Source organism: Sphingobium sp. B11D3A (assembly GCF_025961695.1).
Taxonomy (GTDB): domain Bacteria; phylum Pseudomonadota; class Alphaproteobacteria; order Sphingomonadales; family Sphingomonadaceae; genus Sphingobium.
Genome location: NZ_JAOQOE010000001.1, coordinates 3,144,880 through 3,163,295, shown reverse-complemented (window position 1 = coordinate 3,163,295; position 18,416 = coordinate 3,144,880). Strand labels below are relative to the sequence as shown.

The following is an 18,416-nucleotide window of genomic DNA, read 5'->3' as shown; positions in this document are numbered from 1 at the left end:
TGCGGCTGAGGCCCCTGCTATCAGCGCGCCTTCGAGCAAACTTGTCTCGCGACGCATCTTTCTGACCAGCGCCGCACTGGAGACAAAATCAACAGTGCGGCGGTCTGCTGGACAGGCCCCGATATGGGGTCTAGCGTGCGCAGAAGCCGGACCGAGGGCGCAAGACCCCGGCCAGGATGCGAGAGGAGCCACGGGGATGCACATCTTCACCACAAAGGCATCGAGCCGCGTCGAGCGCAGCCGGCAATGGTGTGCCGTCACGCAGGCGCCCCACATCGAATTTGCGGACGATCGCGAGGCGTCGCTGCGCGGCGGCGATTTTGGCGCGCTCCGCTTCTGCATCGTTTCGCTGGGCAGTCACCGGCTTGTTCTGCCCGACATGGCCGACCGGCGATCGCCACCGACCATGAAGCTGCTATTCCAGGAAGAAGGCGCCGCCCGGATCAGCCAGGGCGGACTCTACAATGATGTGCAGGCCGGCCAGTGGTGCGCGCTGCGCAAGGACGTGCCCTACACCATCGACGCGCCGGACCAGTGCCGCCAGTTGGCAGTGACGGTGCCGTGCAGCCTGCTCGCTGCGCCCCGCTGGAGCCTGGACCGCTGGCGCAAGCCCCGCAGCTTCCTGCGCGGGCCCGCCCAGATTCTCCATGCCAGCGTGAGCGCCTCAGTCATGACCGGCAACACGCTGCGGATGCAGGACCGCGAGCTGCTCGGCGACCAGATCGCCCATCTGGTCAACATGACCATCCATGCCGATGACGTGCTGACCATGCCCGACCCGCGCGAAAGCCGGCGGCGGGCGATCCTGGAATATGTCGACCGGCATCTGGCCGATGCGGACCTCAGCATCGCCCGCATCGCGCGGGATTTCAGCATGTCGAGCCGCTCGATCCACAAGCTGTTCGAGGGTGAGGCCTATACCATTGCCCGCGCCATCTGGGACCGGCGGCTGGAGCGCTGCCGCGAGGAGATGGTCGACCCGGCCCTCGCCCGCCGCTCCATCACCGAGATCGCCCACCTTTGGGGCTTTAGCGATTCCCAGCATTTCAGCCGGGCTTTCAAACAGCGCTTCGGCCTCACGCCGCGCGATTATCGCAATCTCTTCTCGCTGCACTGAACGGCCCGGAAGGGGGATCGCGATCGCGAGCACGACCAGTCAGGTCCATGCGCTCCCATCCAATCGGCATGTCGCGCTGAGGGTCTATCCCGATAGGCCTGCCGCTCGATGCCTGCCGATCGCAGGCCTGCCACCCGGGAACAGATAAACGTGACCAGAAGACAGCTCACCGTCGCCCTGATCCTGCTCGCCTCGATCAACGCCTTCGGCTTCCTCGACCGCGTGATGATCGCGCTGATCGCCGAGAAGATCAAAGCCGAGTTCCTGCTCAGCGATCTGCAGATCGGCCTGCTCGGCGGCACGGCCTTCGCGGTGGTGAACGCCTTTGCGAGCGTGCCCATCGCGCGCCTGGCGGAACGTTACAATCGCGCGCGGGTGACCGCGAGCTTCCTGATGCTCGCCTCGGTGTTCACGGCACTGGCGGGCGCGACGGTCAGCTTCTTCCAGCTCTTCCTGTGCCGCTGCGGCATGGCGGCGGGCAATGCAGCGACCGAGGCGCCGCCGCACTCGATGATCTCCGACATGGTGCCGCCGGAAAAGCGCGCCTCGGCCCTGTCGCTCTACATGCTCGGCGTGCCGGTGGCGGCTCTGGTCGGATCGTTCGCGGGCGGCGCCATTGCCGAGCATTTCGGCTGGCGCGACACATTCATGTTCTTCGGCGTGATGGGCGGACTGATCGCCCTGCTCTGCTTCTTCTGCCTGCATGAGCCAGAGCGCAGCGTGCCGCCTGCTGCTGCCGGATCGGGCAAGCTCGGCACCTGGCAGGTGGTGCGGCTTCTGCTGGGCAACAAGAGCATCCGCTATGTGCTCGCCGGGCTTGCCTTCATCAGCCTCGGGGCCTTCGGCGTGAACACCTTCCTGCCCGCTTTCTTCTCCCGCAATTTCGGGCTGGATGCGGCGCAGGCGGGGCTGGTCTTCGGCATCGTCTCGGGCATTGCCGCCTTTTTCGGCACGCTGCTCGGCGGCTATGGCAGCGAGCATATGGCCCGGCGCGATGCCCGCTGGCTGCTTGGCTTCCCGGCGCTCGGCACCGTGATCGGCGTGCCGATCTTCCTGGCAGGGCTGAGCAGCAACATGCTGTTCATCGCCATTCCGCTGATGCTCGTTGGCTCCTTCTCCTTCTACACCGCGATGGGACCGGCGATCGCGACCCTGCACGGCTCGCTGGACAGCTTCAGCCGGGCAACCGGATCGGCGGTCTTCCTGCTGATGGTCCATCTGTTCGGTCAGGGACTGGGACCGCCCTCGGTCGGCGTGGTTAGCGACATGGCCTCCAGCTTCATCTATGGCGGGAGCCAGTTCGCCACCCAGTGCGCCGGGGCCGCCGGACAGGTTCAGGGATCGGCCTGCGCGGCGGCCTCGGCCCTGGGCCTGCGCTATGCCATCGGCCTGTTCGCCATCTTCTTCCTGCTCGGCGGGCTGATGCTGTATCTTGCGGCGCGCACCAACCACCGCGCGGCGCAGGCGACCGCCACGGCGCATTGACCGCGCCCTCATTTTGCAACGGAGACCCGCATGAGTCAGGCCATTACCGATCGCGACGCCCAGCTGGCCTTGCTGCAGAGCGCCGATCCCCAACTCGCGGCCAACAAGCGCCTCGTCTGGGACATGTACCGCACCGTGCTGCAGGCAGGCCACGCCGACCGGGCCGCCGAGTTCATCGCCGAGGGCTATATCCAGCATAACCCCAATGTCGCTTCCGGCCGCCAGCCGCTGGTCGACTTCATCAAGGGCTCGCGCCCGGTCCGCGAAATCGAGGAGCGGATCATGCTGCCGCTGGTCAACATGATCGCGGAGCGGGACATGGTGATGTGCGTGTTCGAGCGGCCCGAGAAGGATGCCGAGGGGCAGCCTTATGTGACGAGCTGGTTCGACCTGTTCCGGATCGAAAATGGCATGATCGCCGAGCATTGGGACCCGGCGCTCAAGAGCGTGGAGATGCTCAAATTCGATCCCAACAGCAAGCGCACGCCGCCCACCGACTGAGCGGCGAGCGGCAGCGCGCGGGTGGCCTGGGTCGCCCTACACCTCCTTATAATGGTAAGGCGCGATCACCGGCTCGGGGTAGGATTCATACTGCATCGTCGGCGGCAGATCGGGCTGCAGCCCGTCGATCGAGCGCAGCAGTTGCACGCCGCCGCGATGCCAGCCTTCATCATATTCGGTATAGATGTTCATATAGCCGTGCAGCTGCGCGATCCGCCACTTGCCGTTCTCGATCTTGTAGCTGTTCTCATAGGTTGCCTCGCCCCAGCGCGCCTCGCGTCCGACGCCGCCGACCATCATGAAGGTTCGCCAGCGCGCCTTGGCGGTGCCGGCCGCGCAATCGATGTGAACGACCGGCTGGAGCTGCATGTGATTGTACAGCACGCCAGGACCATAAGGCGGCAGATGGTGGAGATATTCCCGCACCCGCTCCCGCCCGACATAGACGCCGCGCCCGGCCAGTTCGAGCGTGCCATCCTCGGCGAACAGCCTGGCCGCATCGTCCCAGCGGCCCTTGTCGACATAATAGCCATAAGCGCACTGGAGATTGCAGATCTCGACATAATGATCGGCCTTGTCGGCGCGGGCGGCGAGCGCCGTCAGATCGGACCGCAAACGCGCCAGTTCCTCGCGCAGGGCTGAGACATCATCGGACATGGGGGTGCTCCTTGGAGGTTGCTGGACTCAGATATTCGCCGTCGTCACCCCGGGCTTGACCCGGGGTCCCGCTGCCTTCGGGCTTCGGCCAGCAGTAAAGCGGGACCCCGGGTCAAGCCCGGGGTGACGAGTGTATTTGGATCAGGTGGCATCCGCTTAGGCCTTCGCCAGCCGCGGATCGCGCTCGTCCTGGGCCCAGGGCGAGCGCATCCGGTAGGGCACGAAGTGGAACACCGCTTCGACGGCGGAAATGGCATCGTCGCGGATCTTGAAGGCTTCCAGATAGGCAAAGCTGTGCGGCCGCAGGAAAAAGCCGGTGCGCGTCTCGCCATTGGTGAGTTGATAGTCGCGCGTCTGCCCGTCATGGTCGATGAAGCCGCCGCAGAGGACCACGCCCTGCTCCTCGTCCACCAGCGGATAGCGCCGCGCGCGGATCCAGTTGTCGAACCGGTAATAGCCGAGCAGGAACTGCTCCTCGCAGCCCATCTTGGCGACCGGCGCCAGATCGGGCTGGGGATTGTGCGTGGTCTGCACGCCATTTTCGCGCCGTTCGCAATCGGCCGTGAAGCGGGTGTGCAGCGTGCCGTCATTCTGCTCGAGCGTGGAGAAATAGCCATCGGCCAGCGAGAGCATCCGTGCCCGCTCGGTGCGGGAGGCGGGCGGGACCGGCTCGGTCAGTTCCGGACGCGGCGCGGGATCGGTGTTGAGGAAGGGAACGCCGCTGTCCGTCGCGCGCGCCACCAGCAGCTCGATCTCGGCGAGCGCGCCGGTTTCCAGCGCCGCGATCCGCAGCACGAACAGCGCCTTGTCGCCGCTCTCCTCCAGCACGCCGAAGCGCGCGGCATTGCTGGTGCGCACGTCCACCACATCCCAGCGATACTCGCCGATGCCGGTCACGGTCTTCCAGGCGCCATCGCCAAAGGGGAATTCGACGCTGTTCTCGGTATAGCGCAAACGGGGCGCGAGGGCTAAGCGCTGGGGATCATTGGCGCCCAGAGACGCGACGGTCTCATCCAGCAATGCCAGCAAAGCGGCTCTGTCCATGCGCAGACATCCTCTCCTGTAACGCCGGTCGGGCTTCCATACCGCTCGTCCGGTGACGCTCGCCGCCCTTAGCCGATTGTTTGCGCAGGAACTTGCCGGTGCGCGCACCCCGATGCGGCAGGGTTCAGAGATCGATCATCCCGGCAAGCGCCGCATCGGCCCGCCCCTGTTCGACGAACTGCGCGATCAGCCATTCAGCCGCCGGGCCGGGCGGCGTATCCCGGCGCCAGATGCCGGCGAAGCGGTAGGTTCCGCCCGGATGATCGGGCATGGCGAGGCGCACCAGCGTGCCGGCGACGAGATCGCTCTCCACCATCGGCAGCGGCATATTGCCCCAGCCGACGCCCTCGCACAGCAGGGCGTGCTTGGCGCCCAGATCGGCCAGCCGCCAGGTCTTGGGGCTCAGCACCGAATAATCCTGCCCATCGGTGGCGCGGGAGCGGTCGGTGAGCACGAGCTGGGTATAATCGCGCCCGGCACCCGGTGCGATCTGCGCCATCTGGCCTAGCGGATGATCGGGCGCGGCGACCGGCACCAGCGGGACCGAGCCCGCCGCGACGCACTCCACACCATCGGCGCCGATGGCGAGCGGGCCGGAAATGCCGATCATCGCCCGCCCCTCCCGCACCATGGCGAGGACCGCGCCCAGCGCCTCGACATGCAGGCGGAGCTGGACGGTGGGATATTCGCGCGCGAAGGCGCGCAGCACCGCGCCCAGCCGCTCGGCCGGCAGCATGACGTCGACGGCCAGATCCACTTCCGCCTCCAGCCCATCGAGCAGGCCTTTGACGCGGGCGCGCAGCCCGTCCACGCCATGGGCGACGGCACGGGCATCGGCGAGCAGCGCCCGGCCGGCAACGGTCAGCTCCGGCTTGCGCGTCCCCTCCCGCTCGAACAGCGTCAGGCCAAGCTGCGCCTCCAGATTGGCGATGCCATAACTGATCACCGAAACCGCGCGATTAAGCCGCCGCCCCGCCGCCGCGAAGCTGCCGCTGTCCACCACCGCCAGGAAGATGCGCAACTGGTCGAGCGTTGGCGTGCCGGGGGCGCTCACTATTCAACTTTCTCGAACATAATGGTCTATTTTATCCCACTGAACAACAAAGCTCACAAGCCCTAAATCAGTCTCCAACGCCGGACAGAACGTCCGCGACCTTCCCTCTGACAAGGAGACATATGATGATCGACCTTCGCCCCTTCGACAGCCTCGGCGCCGCCAACCATGGCTGGCTGGATGCCCATCACCACTTCTCCTTCGCCGGCTATCATGATCCTGCGCGGGTCCACTTCGGCAGCCTGCGGGTGTGGAACGACGATGCCATCGCGCCGCAGACGGGCTTCCCGCCCCATCCGCACCGCGACATGGAGATCATCACCTATGTCCGCGAGGGCGCGATCACCCATCAGGACAGCTTGGGCAATGTCGGCCGCACGGAAGCGGGCGACGTGCAGGTGATGAGCGCCGGTACCGGCATCCGCCACTCGGAATATAATCTCGAGGATGTGACCACGCGGATCTTCCAGATCTGGATCATCCCCACCCGCGAGGGCGAGCCGCCGCAATGGGGCGCCAAGCCTTTCCCCAAGGGCGAGCGCTCGGGCAAGTTCGTCACCCTGGCCTCGGGCCATACCGAGGATGAGGACGCCCTGCCGATCCGCACCGATGGCCGCGTGCTGGGCGCGACCCTGCGTGCCGGCGAGACGGCGGACTATCCGCTCGGCAAGGACCGCAAGGCCTATCTGGTGCCGGCCACCGGCGCCGTGCAGATCGAGGACGTGCGAGTGAATGCACGTGACGGCGCCGCGATCAGCGATGTGGACGTGCTGCGCATCACGGCCATCGAGGACAGCGAAATCGTTCTCGTGGACGTGATCTGACCGCAGGAACGCCGCGCTGCCGAACCCACCGGCAGCGCGGCGTTCGCTTGTCCGCGACGCTGCGCCTCAATCGGGCATCAGGCCATAAGCGCGGTTCTTGACGACGCTCTCCAGCAACAGCCGCTCGACCGCATCCCGGTCCGCCTGCGCCTCGCCATCCCGCCGATGGAAGACGAGCCGCCAGTCATGCAGTGGGAAGAGCCGCACGATCCTACCCCGCATATCCGGTGGAATCATCGCGGCAGGAAGGTTGGCGACCGCCTGACCGCGCGCCACCATGGCGATGATCACATCGAAAAACTGCACCCGCGCCACGATGTTGGTGGGCTGCACGCCAAAGGATGCCAGCTTGCGGCGCAGGCGCTGCTCCGCCCCGTCATCCCGCCCGGACGGCAAGGCAAAGGGCAAGCGCGCCACCTCTTCCGGTGAAAGCGGCACCTCGCGGCCTGAGGCCAGTTTGCGGTTGCCGAAGATGCCGCCCGACACCCGCCCCAGCGACCGCATCGCTTCCGCCACGGACTCATCGGCTGGCTGGTGGATCAGCACGAAGTCATAGGTGCCACTGCTCGCCGCGAGCGTCGATTCGTGGCTGGGAATGCGGGTATCGAACTCCAGAACGATGTGGGGGTGGGCCGCCAGAAACCTGTCCAGTCTTGGCCGCACATAATGATCGGCGAGGCCCTGCCCCAGCAGGATGCGAAAGCGCACGATCTCGCGGGGGCCGGGCCTGCGCAGACGGTGTGCCGCCAGTTGATCGGCCGCGCTGGAAAATATCCTCAAGTCGGCGAGGAAGCGCTCGCCCTCGGGCGTGAGTTCTGGCCGCCGCCCCGCGCTGCGGGCCATCAGCGCGACCCCGAGCTGCGCTTCCAGCGCCTTGAACTGGCTGCTCACCGACGCCTGGGAAATGCCCAGCAAGTCGGCGCTGCCGGCAAAACTGCGTGTCTCGGCAAGCGTCTCGAAGATCACCAGCTGGCGCAGGGTAAATGGCAGGCTTTGCAGGGCACTCATCATTCAGCCATAACCTGTGCGTTATAAATGCCATTGCCCGTACATCTGTTGCCTCGCCCGTTCAATCGCTGCCACATGAGCGAAAATCAGACGGAGACCCAAGTTGACCGACCTTGATGTGACTCGCCGCAGCGTGCTCGGCCAATCTTTGGGCGTTATCGGCGCCGGCATGGTGGGCGCCAGTTCCACGGCGCGGGCCGCGCGGCCCAAAAAGACATCGGGCAATCGGGGCAAGCAGCCGAACATCCTGTTCATCATGGCCGACGACATGGGCTATGCCGACCTCTCCTGCTACGGCCGGCGGGACTATGAAACCCCGGCGATCGACAGCCTCGCGGCCGACGGGATGCGCTTCCTGCAAGGCTATGCCAATTCCGCCGTCTGTTCGGCGACGCGCACGGGCCTTATCACCGGGCGCTATCAGAACCGCCTGCCCATCGGCCTTGAGGAGCCGCTCGCTCAGCGCCCTGTCGGCCTGCCGCCCGAGCATCCTACTCTCCCGTCGCTGCTGCGGGCGGTTGGTTATGGGACAACCCTGATCGGCAAATGGCATCTGGGCGCCCTGCCCAAATATGGCCCGCTCAAAAGCGGCTATGACCATTTCTGGGGCTTCCGGGGCGGCGGCGTGGACTATTTCACGCACAAATATGCCGGGCGCCACGACCTGTGGGACGATGACCGCGAGGTGTTCGAGAAAGGCTATCTCACAGATCTTCTGGCCGAGCGCGCGCTGGAGACGATCAGCACCGCCGCGCAGGGCGACCAGCCCTTCTTCATCTCGCTGCACGTCAACGCGCCGCACTGGCCCTGGGAGGGGCCGGGCGACGAGGCCGAGGCCATCAGGCTGGATGCCGATGGCAAGCCGACGGCGCTGATGCATTATGACGGCGGCTCGCAGCGCATCTATGCGCAGATGGTGATGCGGCTGGACATGCAGGTCGGGCGCATTCTGCAGCGGCTGGACGACCTTGGTATCGCGGACGATACCATCGTCATCTTCACCAGCGACAATGGCGGCGAGCGCTTTGCGGACACCTGGCCGTTCACGGGTCGCAAGACCGAGTTGCTGGAAGGTGGCCTTCGCATCCCCGCGATCGTGCGCTGGCCGGCCTATGTGCCTGCCGGGGTGACCAGCGATCAGGTGATGATGTCCATGGACTGGCTGCCGACCCTGCTCGCGGCGGCGGGCGGCGCGCCGGACCCGGCCTATCCCAGCGACGGCATCAATCTGCTGCCTTATCTCGCCGACCCCTCCAGCAAGAGCGAGCGGACCTTGTGCTGGCGCTACAAGAATCTGGACCAGCAGGCCTGCCGCATGGGCGATTGGAAGTATCTGAAGATTCTCCAGAACAGCTTCCTGTTCAACGTGGTCGACGATCCGATGGAGCGGGCGAACCTGAAGGACCGGATGCCGGAGAAAATGGCGCAGGTGAAGGCGGCCTATGATGCATGGGACAGCCAGATGCTGCCGCTCGACCCGGATTCATCAACCCATGGCTTCACCGGCAAGGATCTGGCCGATCACTTCGGCGCCAAGATGGAGAATAGCGTCAAGCCGCGCTGACGGGCGTGGCGGGGTAGGCAGGCTCGGGTGTCCTGCGGCCCCGTCCGCTCAGGGTGCCCAGCCCTGCCCGGCCTCATAAGGCAGGCGCGTGAAGATCAGCTCGACCTCGCGCACCTTGCCGCCCCGCATCCCCAGCATCTCGCCGCTGAGCAGCGACATCGGCCCCCTCGGCTTGGCGGGGCAGGTGCGACCATAGCCCGGAATGTCGTTGCATTCGGTCCGCCCATAAAAGCGCAGGGAAAACACGCCGAACAGCACCTGCTGTTCCTCATCCACCACCAGAGTGCGGCGCGGCTCGACCTTATCGAGCGTGTCGAACAGATGCGCCTCCACCTGCGCCTGACAGCTCATGCTGCCGAAATGCGGCAGGGGTTTGCCGGGAATGGGTGTGATGGGATAGGCCAGTTGCGGGTTGCCGCTCATCGGCATCCGGTTTTCGATCCGCTGGCAATCCGGCGCGAAATGATCGCCCTTGTTACGCAGCATATTGTCGAAGTTCCGGTCGGCCAGTGCGATCATTTCGGCGCGGGACAGGCGCTCGCGCTTGGGCACGATGGTGCGCAGGCCTGCTCTGACCTCGGTCGGCATGGAGGGATGCTGCGGCGCGAATGACCGGCCGATCACCGTCTCGGCTTCCGCGATCCGCCCGGCGACGATCTTGAGGCGCGTGGCATAGCCGACGGTCTTGTCGCCCTCCTTCACCTCCCCCAGCACCGCGACTTGCCCGGCGGCCACATCGGCGGCGCGTGCCTGGTAGCTGCTATAGCCATCCGTCGTCTGCCAGAGCCCCTCGCCCGGCGCCACCGGCACGCCATTCTCGGTGGCGCGAAAGTCCGGTGCGAGATCGAGACCGGCGGACGTCCCCTGCTCGACGGCGGCGAGATAGCGGTCCACATGCGCATAGAGGCAGGCGCGGTCGCATGGCGGCGCGGCCTCCCGTGCCAGCGTCGGCAAGCCGGGGAAAAGCAGCAGCGCGAGGGCGGTAGCACGCCGTGCAAAGCGGATCATCCGTCAGTCCTTTCCGTCGCGCAGATCGCCCTGCCAGCCGCTGTCGGCCTCATAAGGCGCGAATTTGAAGATCGCCTCGACCTCGTGAATCTTGCCGCCGCGCACGCCGAGGATTTCCGCATTGAGCAGCGAGACCGGCTGGCGCGGCTTGTCATGGCAGATGGTGCCATAGCCGGGGATCTCGTTGCACCGACCCTTCTTGTACCAGCGCATGACATAGACGCCGAAGACGAGCTGCTTCTCTTCATCGAGCAGGAGGAAGCGGCGCGGCTCGACCGCGTCGAGCTGGTCGAACAGGTGCAGGCTGATCTGCTGGCCGCAGCCCATGCTGCCGAAATGCGGCTTGGGCACGCCGGGGATCGTGCCGATGGGATAGTTGAGCTCCGCATTGCCGCTCATCGCCATGCGGTTCTCGATGCGCTGGCAATCCTCCGCATAGGGGGAGCCGTCGGCCGCGAGCAGCGCGTCGAAATTGGCATTGGCCGTTTGGATCATCTGCTGGCGGGTCAGCCGCTCGGCGGGCGGAACGATATTGCCGAACGACGCGCGCGGCGCCGGCACGATCGACGAGCCGGGCACCCGCCCGCGCCCGAGAATCGTCTCCACCTCGGTGATCTTGCGATCCGCCACCTTGAGACGCAGCGCGATGGTGACCTTGGCCTCCCCTTCAAGCACCTCGCCGATATAGCCGACGGTGCCACTCACCGGATCGGCGAGGTCGATGCGATAGGTGCCGAGGCCGGTCGCCGTCTGCCACAGGCCTGCGCCGAGACGGACCTCCTGCGCATCTTCGGTCGCGCGATATTGCACTGCCATCGGCGCCCGAGCGGGTGCGCGCGCGACCATGGCGGCCAGATATTGGTCCATAATCTCGGTGAGGCAGGTGCGGTCACAGGCCGCCGGTGCAGCAGGTCCGGCAGCCATCGCCGGGGCGGCGAGCAGGAGCGCGGCCATCATGGCCAGCGCACGAATGGGACGCGCGATCATGGCTGCACGGGACGCGGGCGGGGCCGGATGCGGGTGATCTTGCCGCATGGAATCTCGTAGAGCAGCACGCCGCGCAACCGCCAGTCATCGCCCGCCTTCAGGGGCCGTGAGCCAAAGTCCGGCCAGTCGCTGGTGGCCTGGAAATGCGCTTCCAGATCGACCGTCGCGCCCTGCGGCTGCACCTCGATGGCGTGCGGGGTGACTTGCTCCTGCAGCCCACGGGCATCGACATCGCGATAGAAGGCGATGATGGCATCGCGCCCCTTGAGATCGGGCCATTTGCCGCCTTTCACCAGTACGACATCGGGGTCGTAATAGCTGGTGAAGCAGGCATAATCGCGCGCATTGAAACAGAGGAAATAGCGCTCGAAATCGGCCTTGGTCATGCCCGGCGACGGGCAATTCTCGGCCGCCACAGCCGTTTGGGCGAGCGATCCGAACAGAGCAAGCATAAGCGCTTTGCCGACGGCTGACCTGAACCGCATCCCCTGTAACCTCCCCCTCATGACGCGCAGCATCCGCATGGGCAGCGGATAAATCGTGATACGTCGTTGTAGTTTATTCCGTTCTGCAGGGCTGCCTTGTCAAGCGAAATGCCCGGCGAGGAACCGCCTTTGCGACACTCTGTCGCAGGCGTCCAATGATCGTTCGACTCCAGTGGCTTGGGCCGCGATCGGACAAACTGCCGGAACGATCCCTTGACCCTGCTCAGAATAAGAACATAATAGGAACATATGAGACTCGCCCCTGCCCTTTCATGCGATCACGCGATGCCGGATGCCCCCTCCCGAAAGGCGTTCGGCATCGCTGCGATCGATACGCTGCTGGGCGGCGGGCTGGCGCGCGGGCGGGTGCATGAAGTCTATGCCGCAGAGGTGGACGATGTCGCGGCAGCGGCGGGTTTCGTCGTCTCGCTGGCGACAGGTCTGAGCGAGGCCGAGGGCAAGGTGCTGTGGCTCCGCGAGCGACAGGCGAGCCGAAAAGGCGGCGTGGCGCAGGGCCATGGCTGGGCCGAACTGGGCGGCGCCCCCGGCCTGGGGCTGATCGGCACCGTCAGGGACGGCATGGACCTGCTGCGTGCGGCCGTGGATGCCTTGCGCTGCTCTGGCCTGAGCGCAGTCGTGGTGGAAGGCTGGGGGCCGATGCCCGCGCTGGACCTGACCGCCAGCCGCCGCCTGACTTTGGCGGCAGAGAAATCCGGCGTGACATTGTTGCTGCTGCGCCCGGACGCGCCGCCCGTGCCCAGCGCGGCACAGACCCGCTGGCAGGTGGCCGCCGCACCTTCGCTCGCGCTGCCGGGCAATGCGCCCGGACTGCCGACCTTCGATGTGACCTTGCTGCGCCAACGTTCCGGCCCTTGCGGCCTTTCCTGGCGGCTGGAGTGGGACCGTGACCGACGCTTGTTCCGTGAAGCGGCGCTATCTGGCGCTGTGGTTTCCGCTCCTGCCCACAGAAAGGCTGCGGATTCAGCAGGGGATCGACAGCGCGGGGACCGGCGGGCAGCCTGACGGGCCGCTGGTTCTCGTCGCCAAGATCAAGGGCGCATTGCGGCTGTGCGCCGTCGATGCGCAGGCCCGCGCGCTCGGCATCTCGCCGGGCCAGACGCTGGCCGATGCCCGCGCGCTGCAGCCCGACCTCATCGTGGCCGACATGGACGAAGAGGCCGACCGTCACTGGCTGCAGCGGCTGGCCCGGCATTGCATCGCCTGGTCGCCGCATGTCACCCTCGCCCCGCCCGATGGGATAACGCTGGATATTGCGGGAAGCGACCATCTGTTCGGCGGCGAGGCAGGCCTGGCCGCGCAGGCCGAGGATGCCTTCGCCGCGATTGGCATGAGCGTGCGCATGGCCACAGCCTCTACCGCGCAGGGCGCGCAGGCGCTGGCCCGTCATGCCCGCCTGCCCGTCACCAGCGAGCGGGAGGCGCTGCGGGCGCTGCCCGTGCTGGCGCTGGGGCTGGACGAAGAGGCGACGCTCGCATTGCGCCGCGCCGGGCTAAAGACCATCGGCGATCTGGCGTCGCGGGCCGCCGCCAGCATCGCCGCGCGATTCGGGGCGGACGCGGTGACTGCCTTGCGCCGCCTGCTGGGCGAGGAACAGGCGCCGATCGATCCGCTCGCACAGCCCGAGCCGCTCCATTTCGAGCGCCGTTTTGCCGAGCCGGTTGCCTTGCAGGCCAGCATTGCCGCCTGTTTTCTCGACCTGCTGCGCGAGGCGGCCCGGACACTCGATGAGCGCGGACTGGGTGGCCGGCGCTTTGTCCTGACATTGTTCCGCAGCGATGGGGCGCGCCATCGGCTGGCAATCGAGACCGGTCTGCCCACGCGCGATCCGGCGCCGGTGCTGCGCCTGTTCGACGAGCGCATCGGCACGCTGGCCGACCCGCTCGACCCCGGCTTTGGCTATGACCGCATCACCTTGTTCCTACCCGTCACCGAGCCGCTCGGCACCAGCCAGCCGGCTCTGGATGGCAGCGAGCAGGATGCCGGCGCGCTGGCCGATCTGATCGACCGGTTGAGCACCCGCCTGGGGCCGGCCAGCCTGTGTCGCCTTGAGCCGCAGGACAGCCATATTCCCGAACAGGCGCAGCTGGCCTTGCCGGCGATCCACGCCCGTGCGCCCCTTCCATGGCCCAGGCCCCCGGCGGGCGAGCCGCCCTTGCGGCCGCTGTTCCTGTTCGATCCGCCGCAGCCGGTGGAGGTGATCGCGCAAGTGCCGGACGGCCCGCCGCATCGTTTCCGCTGGAAACGCAGGCTGCACGAGGTGCGGCTCTACGAAGGGCCCGAGCGGATCGCCTCCGAATGGTGGCGGCGCAAGGGCGGCGAAGCCCCTGGCAAGGCAGGGCTGACGCGGGACTATTACCGGATCGAGGACGTGCGCGGGCGACGCTACTGGATCTTCCGCCACGGGCTTTATGATGAAAAGCCCGATCCGAACTGGTATCTCCACGGGCTGTTCGCATGAGCGACCCGCCCCCTTTCGCAGAGCTGGTCGCGGCCACCAATTACAGCTTCCTGCGCGGCGCCTCGCATCCCGCACATATGGTGGCGCAGGCCCATCATCTGGGCATGGCCGGGCTGGGCATTGCGGATCGCAACACGGTGGCCGGCGTGGTGCGCGCGCACGTGGCCTGGCGGGAGATCGGGGGGCCTGCCACCGGTTTTCGCCTCGCCGTCGGCGCGCGGCTGGTCTTTGCGGATGGAACGCCGGATATCGTCGCCTATCCCGCCACCCGCCAGGGCTGGGGACGGCTGACGCGGCTGTTGACGCTGGGCAACCGCCGCGCGGAAAAAGGTGATTGCACGCTCAATCTGCCGGATCTGCTCGATCATGCCGACGACCTGCTGCTGATCGCCACCGGGCGTGACCGGAGCCTGTTGGAGCGACTGACGGAGGCGCGTCCCGGCGCGGTGTGGCTGGCGGCGACCATGCAGCGCAGCGGCGCGGATGCGCGGCGGCTGGCGCAAGCCCAGGCGCTGGGCGCGGCTTGCGGCGTGCCTCTGCTCGCCACGTGCGATGCGCTCTACGATCATCCCGATGCGCGACCGCTGCACGATATCCTGACCTGCATTCGCGAAGGCACGACCATCGCTGCGGCGGGCCGCCGCCTGCTGGCCAATGCCGAACGGCATCTCAAACCCCCTGCCGAAATCGCCCGCCTGTTCCGCACGTGCCCCGAAGCGGTGACGGCCAGCACGGACATCCTCTCGCGCATCGCCTTCACGCTCGATGACCTGCGCTATGAATATCCGCACGAACCGGTGCCCGAAGGCTGGCAACCGCAGGCCTGGCTGGAACATCTGGTGCAGGAGGGTGGCCGCGAATATTTTCCCGATGGCCTGCCCGAAAAATACCAAAAGGTGCTGGATGAGGAATATGCGCTGATCCGCAAGCGGAACTACGCTTATTACTTCCTCACCGTGCACGATATCGTGCGCCACGCCCGCAGCCTCGAGCAGCCGATCCTGTGCCAGGGCCGGGGCAGCGCGGCCAATTCGCTGGTCTGCTATTTCCTCGGCATCACCCCGATTGATCCGGTGCGGGAGAAGCTGCTGTTCTCGCGCTTCCTCTCGGAAGAGCGCCATGAACCACCCGATATCGACGTGGATTTCGAGCATGAGCGCCGCGAGGAAATCATGCAGTATATCTATGCCCGCTATGGCCGCGAGCGGGCCGGCATTGCCGCCACGGTGATCCATTACCGTCCGCGCAGCGCGATCCGCGAAGTGGGCAAGGCGCTGGGCCTCACCGAGGACGTGACCGCGCGGATCGCCTCGACCATCTGGGGCTCGCCCGGCGGCAGCCGGGTGCCCTCCCCGCGGATCGAGGAGGCCGGATTTGATCCTGACAATCCCGAAGTCGGCCGGCTGCGCACGCTGGTTGAGCGCCTGCTCGAATATCCCCGCCATCTCTCGCAGCATGTCGGCGGATTCGTGCTGACCGAGAGCCGGCTCGACGAACTGGTGCCCATTCACAATGGCGCCATGCCCGATCGCACCTTCATCGAATGGGACAAGGACGATATCGACGCGCTGGGCCTGATGAAGGTGGATGTGCTGGCACTCGGGATGCTGACCTGCATCCGCAAGAGCTTCGACCTGCTGCGCACGCATGGCCTCGCGGACCTGACCCTGGCCACGGTGCCGCGCGAGGACAAGGCAACCTACGCCATGCTCCAGCGCGGTGACAGCATCGGCACCTTTCAGGTCGAAAGTCGCGCGCAGATCGCCATGCTGCCAAGGATGAGGCCCAAGGAGCTGTACGATCTGGTCATTCAGGTGGCGATCGTCCGTCCCGGCCCGATCCAGGGCGGCATGGTCCATCCCTATCTGCGCCGTCGTAACAAGGAGGAGGCCGTGGTCTTCCCCAGCCCTGCCCCGCCGAACGATCCAAACGAGCTGCGCGAGGTGCTGGGCAAGACATTGGGCGTGCCGCTATTCCAGGAACAGGCGATGAAGCTGGCCATCGTGGCGGCCAAGTTCACGCCGCCCCAGGCCGATGGGTTGCGGCGCGCCATGGCCACCTTCCGCCATCACGGGACGGTGCATAATTACCAGAGCCTGCTGGTCGAAGGCATGGTGGCGCGCGGCTATGAGCGGGACTTTGCCGAACGCTGCTATCAACAGATCGAGGGTTTTGGCGAATATGGCTTTCCCGAAAGCCATGCCCAGGCCTTTGGATGGCTGGCTTATGTCTCATCTTGGCTCAAATGCCGCCATCCGGCCGCGTTCACCTGCGCCCTGCTCAACAGCCAGCCAATGGGCTTTTATGCGCCCGCGCAGCTGGTGCGCGATGCGCAGGAGCATGGCGTGGAGGTCCGTGCGATCGACGTGAATGCCAGCGAGTGGGATAGCACGCTGGAAGGACCGGCCGGCAGTGCGCTGGCGCTGCGGCTGGGATTTTCACGCATCGACGGCTTCCGGCAGGGATGGGCCGACACGATCGCACAGGCCCGGCAGGACGGCGCGTTCGTTTCTATCGAAGATCTCGCCCGGCGGGCCAGCCTGCCTCCCCAAGCCTTGCGCAAGCTGGCCGATGCCGATGCTTTTGGCGCGCTGGCGGAGTCGCGCCGCGATGCCTTGTGGGAGGTGCGTCGCACGCCGCCCACTCAGCTGCCGCTGTTCGCCTTTGCCGATGCGCCGGAACTCGGCCGCGAAGCCGATCCGCGCCTGCCCGCCATGCCGCTCTCCGAGGAAGTGGTGGCCGATTACCAGACCGCGCGCCTGTCATTGAAGGGGCATCCGATGCAGTTTCTGCGCGCTGCGCTGACCCGCGAAGGCGTGCGATCCTGCGCGGCCGCCAATGCGCTGCCCGATGGCCGCAGGACGCGCGTCGCAGGCGTGGTCCTGACCCGGCAGCGGCCCGGGAAGGGCAATGCCGTGTTCATCACGATCGAGGATGAAACGGGGATCGTCAACGCGCTGCTGTGGGCACGCGATCTCGACAAGCAGCGCCGCGCCGTGATGGCCGCGCGCCTGATGCTGATCGAGGGTGAAATCCAGAAGAGCAAGGAAGGCGTGGTCCACCTGATGGTCCGGCGGGTGATCGACCGCACGGCGATGCTCGATGACCTTGCCGATCATCCCCCCATGGCCCCGCAAACCGCGCGCGGCGACGAGATCCGCAATCCCCAGCGCCCCCGCCTCAATGGCCATCCCCGCAATGTCAGAATTCTACCAAAGTCGCGCGACTTCCACTGAGGCCCGTTTGGGGCATGTGTGTGTGAAGTGCTGGAGGCCCGAGCCGGAATCGAACCGGCGTATACGGATTTGCAGTCCGCTGCGTCACCACTCCGCCATCGGGCCTCGGGGGTGGTCGAGGGAGCGCGGCTAGCTCAATTCATTCGGCAACGCAACTTGCTTTGCGCCGTGACGGACGGGACAGGTGCGCAGACTGCGTAGGGGCATTAAAAAACTTTTCACTGTGCGGTGCAAAAAAGCTAGAGAGGCTGGCAAAGCCAATTACTGTATTGCTCATACAATACAGCCATGTCATCAGGGAGCTTATGACCGAGCAGACTTTCAAGGCGATGCGCCGTGCGATGGTGGAAAGCCAGTTGCGCACCAGCGACGTCAACGATCCTGTGATCCTCGAAGCGATCCTCGCCGAACCGCGCGAACTTTACTTGCCGCAGGAGCGGCGCAGCGCGGCCTATATCGATCGGGCCGTGCCGCTGGCCAATGGCCGGGCGCTCAACCCGCCGCTCGCCACCGCGCGCCTGCTGGTCGAAGCCGCCCCGCGCGCGGGCGAGAAGGTGCTGCTGGTCGGCGCGGCGACCGGCTATGCGGCGGCGCTGCTCGCGCGGCTTGGCTGCACTGTGGTCGCGATCGAGGACGATGACGCGCTGTTCGCCCACGCCAAGGCCGCGCTGGCCGGTCATGCCGGCGTTACGCTGCAGCAGGGACCTCTGGCCGCCGGCTTCGCACAGGGCGCGCCTTATGATCTGCTGTTCGTCGATGGCGCCATCGAGGAGCTGGACGAGGCGCTCGTCGCGCAAGTGCGCATCGGTGGCCGCGCGGTGTTCGCCCGGCTGGAGCGCGGCGTGACGCGCCTGTGCATCGGCACGCGCACCACCGGCGGCTTTGGCGCCCGTGCCTTCGTGGATTGGGAGGCCGTGCCCCTGCCCGGTTTCGCCCGGCCCAAGACCTTCACATTCTGACCCGGAAG

At 66.4% G+C, this 18,416-nt stretch carries 16 protein-coding genes and 1 tRNA gene; 9 read left to right on the top strand and 8 right to left on the bottom strand.

Annotation, left to right across the window (positions count from 1 at the left end; translation table 11 throughout):
- The first annotated feature begins 196 nt into the window (after positions 1 to 196).
- The 3 genes from M2332_RS14775 to M2332_RS14765 all read left to right on the top strand — a co-directional run bounded on the left by M2332_RS14775 (position 197) and on the right by M2332_RS14765 (position 3,103).
- A complete protein-coding gene (locus tag M2332_RS14775; protein WP_181558936.1) occupies positions 197 to 1,117 on the top strand; it encodes a helix-turn-helix domain-containing protein in 921 nt (306 codons plus the stop codon).
- 150 nt (positions 1,118 to 1,267) lie between these two features.
- A complete protein-coding gene (locus M2332_RS14770) occupies positions 1,268 to 2,602 on the top strand; it encodes an MFS transporter (RefSeq protein WP_264574641.1) in 1,335 nt (444 codons plus the stop codon).
- A 30-nt stretch (positions 2,603 to 2,632) separates the two neighbouring features.
- Positions 2,633 to 3,103 (top strand): nuclear transport factor 2 family protein, encoded by a 471-nt coding sequence (locus M2332_RS14765; RefSeq protein WP_264574640.1) that lies wholly within the window; start codon positions 2,633 to 2,635, stop codon positions 3,101 to 3,103.
- 36 nt (positions 3,104 to 3,139) lie between these two features.
- Here the strand turns inward: M2332_RS14765 and M2332_RS14760 are convergent, their stop codons facing one another.
- The 3 genes from M2332_RS14760 to M2332_RS14750 form a co-directional block, all read right to left on the bottom strand.
- Positions 3,140 to 3,760: a nuclear transport factor 2 family protein gene (locus M2332_RS14760; RefSeq protein ID WP_264574639.1), complete on the bottom strand. Its 621-nt coding sequence runs from the start codon at positions 3,758 to 3,760 to the stop codon at positions 3,140 to 3,142.
- A gap of 156 nt (positions 3,761 to 3,916) precedes the next feature.
- On the bottom strand, positions 3,917 to 4,804 hold the full coding sequence (locus M2332_RS14755) for a hypothetical protein (RefSeq protein ID WP_264574638.1): 888 nt from the start codon (positions 4,802 to 4,804) through the stop codon (positions 3,917 to 3,919).
- A 124-nt stretch (positions 4,805 to 4,928) separates the two neighbouring features.
- Positions 4,929 to 5,858 carry a LysR family transcriptional regulator gene (locus tag M2332_RS14750; RefSeq protein WP_264574637.1) on the bottom strand — a complete coding sequence of 310 codons (930 nt, stop codon included), beginning with the start codon at positions 5,856 to 5,858 and terminating at the stop codon, positions 4,929 to 4,931.
- Positions 5,859 to 5,983: 125 nt separating this feature from the next.
- On the opposite strand from M2332_RS14750, the gene M2332_RS14745 reads away from it, so the two are divergent.
- Positions 5,984 to 6,682: a pirin family protein gene (locus M2332_RS14745; RefSeq protein WP_264574636.1), complete on the top strand. Its 699-nt coding sequence runs from the start codon at positions 5,984 to 5,986 to the stop codon at positions 6,680 to 6,682.
- Positions 6,683 to 6,748: 66 nt separating this feature from the next.
- Here M2332_RS14745 and M2332_RS14740 read toward each other — a convergent pair whose 3' ends face one another.
- Positions 6,749 to 7,690, bottom strand: coding sequence for a LysR family transcriptional regulator (locus M2332_RS14740; RefSeq protein ID WP_264574635.1), 942 nt, complete (start codon positions 7,688 to 7,690; stop codon positions 6,749 to 6,751).
- A gap of 103 nt (positions 7,691 to 7,793) precedes the next feature.
- On the opposite strand from M2332_RS14740, the gene M2332_RS14735 reads away from it, so the two are divergent.
- Complete coding sequence (locus M2332_RS14735; RefSeq protein WP_264574634.1) at positions 7,794 to 9,254, top strand: sulfatase; 1,461 nt, start codon at positions 7,794 to 7,796, stop codon at positions 9,252 to 9,254.
- A gap of 48 nt (positions 9,255 to 9,302) precedes the next feature.
- Here the strand turns inward: M2332_RS14735 and M2332_RS14730 are convergent, their stop codons facing one another.
- From M2332_RS14730 to M2332_RS14720, 3 genes are read right to left on the bottom strand one after another with little or no spacing between them, the layout of a single operon-like run.
- Entirely contained in the window at positions 9,303 to 10,262 is a 960-nt protein-coding gene (locus M2332_RS14730; protein ID WP_264574633.1) for a hypothetical protein, read from the bottom strand.
- A gap of 3 nt (positions 10,263 to 10,265) precedes the next feature.
- Positions 10,266 to 11,249: a hypothetical protein gene (locus M2332_RS14725; RefSeq protein WP_264574632.1), complete on the bottom strand. Its 984-nt coding sequence runs from the start codon at positions 11,247 to 11,249 to the stop codon at positions 10,266 to 10,268.
- Positions 11,246 to 11,635, bottom strand: coding sequence for a nuclear transport factor 2 family protein (locus tag M2332_RS14720; protein WP_264574631.1), 390 nt, complete (start codon positions 11,633 to 11,635; stop codon positions 11,246 to 11,248). Before M2332_RS14720 ends, M2332_RS14725 begins: the two co-directional genes overlap by 4 nt.
- A 384-nt stretch (positions 11,636 to 12,019) precedes the next feature.
- Here M2332_RS14720 and M2332_RS14715 point away from each other — a divergent pair, with 384 nt between their 5' ends.
- The 3 genes from M2332_RS14715 to M2332_RS14705 are packed head-to-tail and all read left to right on the top strand — an operon-like array spanning position 12,020 to position 17,449.
- Entirely contained in the window at positions 12,020 to 12,757 is a 738-nt protein-coding gene (locus tag M2332_RS14715) for an ImuA family protein (protein ID WP_264574630.1), read from the top strand.
- On the top strand, positions 12,639 to 14,213 hold the full coding sequence (locus M2332_RS14710) for a Y-family DNA polymerase (protein ID WP_264574629.1): 1,575 nt from the start codon (positions 12,639 to 12,641) through the stop codon (positions 14,211 to 14,213). The genes M2332_RS14715 and M2332_RS14710 overlap by 119 nt, the downstream gene beginning before the upstream one ends.
- Positions 14,210 to 17,449 (top strand): error-prone DNA polymerase, encoded by a 3,240-nt coding sequence (locus M2332_RS14705; protein ID WP_264574628.1) that lies wholly within the window; start codon positions 14,210 to 14,212, stop codon positions 17,447 to 17,449. The genes M2332_RS14710 and M2332_RS14705 overlap by 4 nt, the downstream gene beginning before the upstream one ends.
- A gap of 31 nt (positions 17,450 to 17,480) precedes the next feature.
- Here M2332_RS14705 and M2332_RS14700 read toward each other — a convergent pair.
- Positions 17,481 to 17,554 (bottom strand) — tRNA-Cys (locus tag M2332_RS14700).
- A gap of 200 nt (positions 17,555 to 17,754) precedes the next feature.
- On the opposite strand from M2332_RS14700, the gene M2332_RS14695 reads away from it, so the two are divergent.
- On the top strand, positions 17,755 to 18,408 hold the full coding sequence (locus M2332_RS14695) for a protein-L-isoaspartate O-methyltransferase family protein (RefSeq protein ID WP_264574627.1): 654 nt from the start codon (positions 17,755 to 17,757) through the stop codon (positions 18,406 to 18,408).
- Positions 18,409 to 18,416 lie beyond the last annotated feature (8 nt).

Coding starts and splice junctions, on each gene's coding strand:
- M2332_RS14775 (WP_181558936.1), top strand. CDS start 197: ATGCACATCTTCACCACAAAGGCATCGAGCCGCGTCGAGCGCAGCCGG.
- M2332_RS14765 (WP_264574640.1), top strand. CDS start 2,633: ATGAGTCAGGCCATTACCGATCGCGACGCCCAGCTGGCCTTGCTGCAG.
- M2332_RS14725 (WP_264574632.1), bottom strand. CDS start 11,249: ATGATCGCGCGTCCCATTCGTGCGCTGGCCATGATGGCCGCGCTCCTG.
- M2332_RS14730 (WP_264574633.1), bottom strand. CDS start 10,262: ATGATCCGCTTTGCACGGCGTGCTACCGCCCTCGCGCTGCTGCTTTTC.
- M2332_RS14755 (WP_264574638.1), bottom strand. CDS start 4,804: ATGGACAGAGCCGCTTTGCTGGCATTGCTGGATGAGACCGTCGCGTCT.
- M2332_RS14740 (WP_264574635.1), bottom strand. CDS start 7,690: ATGAGTGCCCTGCAAAGCCTGCCATTTACCCTGCGCCAGCTGGTGATC.
- M2332_RS14705 (WP_264574628.1), top strand. CDS start 14,210: ATGAGCGACCCGCCCCCTTTCGCAGAGCTGGTCGCGGCCACCAATTAC.
- M2332_RS14720 (WP_264574631.1), bottom strand. CDS start 11,635: ATGACCAAGGCCGATTTCGAGCGCTATTTCCTCTGTTTCAATGCGCGC.
- M2332_RS14745 (WP_264574636.1), top strand. CDS start 5,984: ATGATCGACCTTCGCCCCTTCGACAGCCTCGGCGCCGCCAACCATGGC.
- M2332_RS14715 (WP_264574630.1), top strand. CDS start 12,020: ATGCCGGATGCCCCCTCCCGAAAGGCGTTCGGCATCGCTGCGATCGAT.
- M2332_RS14760 (WP_264574639.1), bottom strand. CDS start 3,760: ATGTCCGATGATGTCTCAGCCCTGCGCGAGGAACTGGCGCGTTTGCGG.
- M2332_RS14695 (WP_264574627.1), top strand. CDS start 17,755: ATGACCGAGCAGACTTTCAAGGCGATGCGCCGTGCGATGGTGGAAAGC.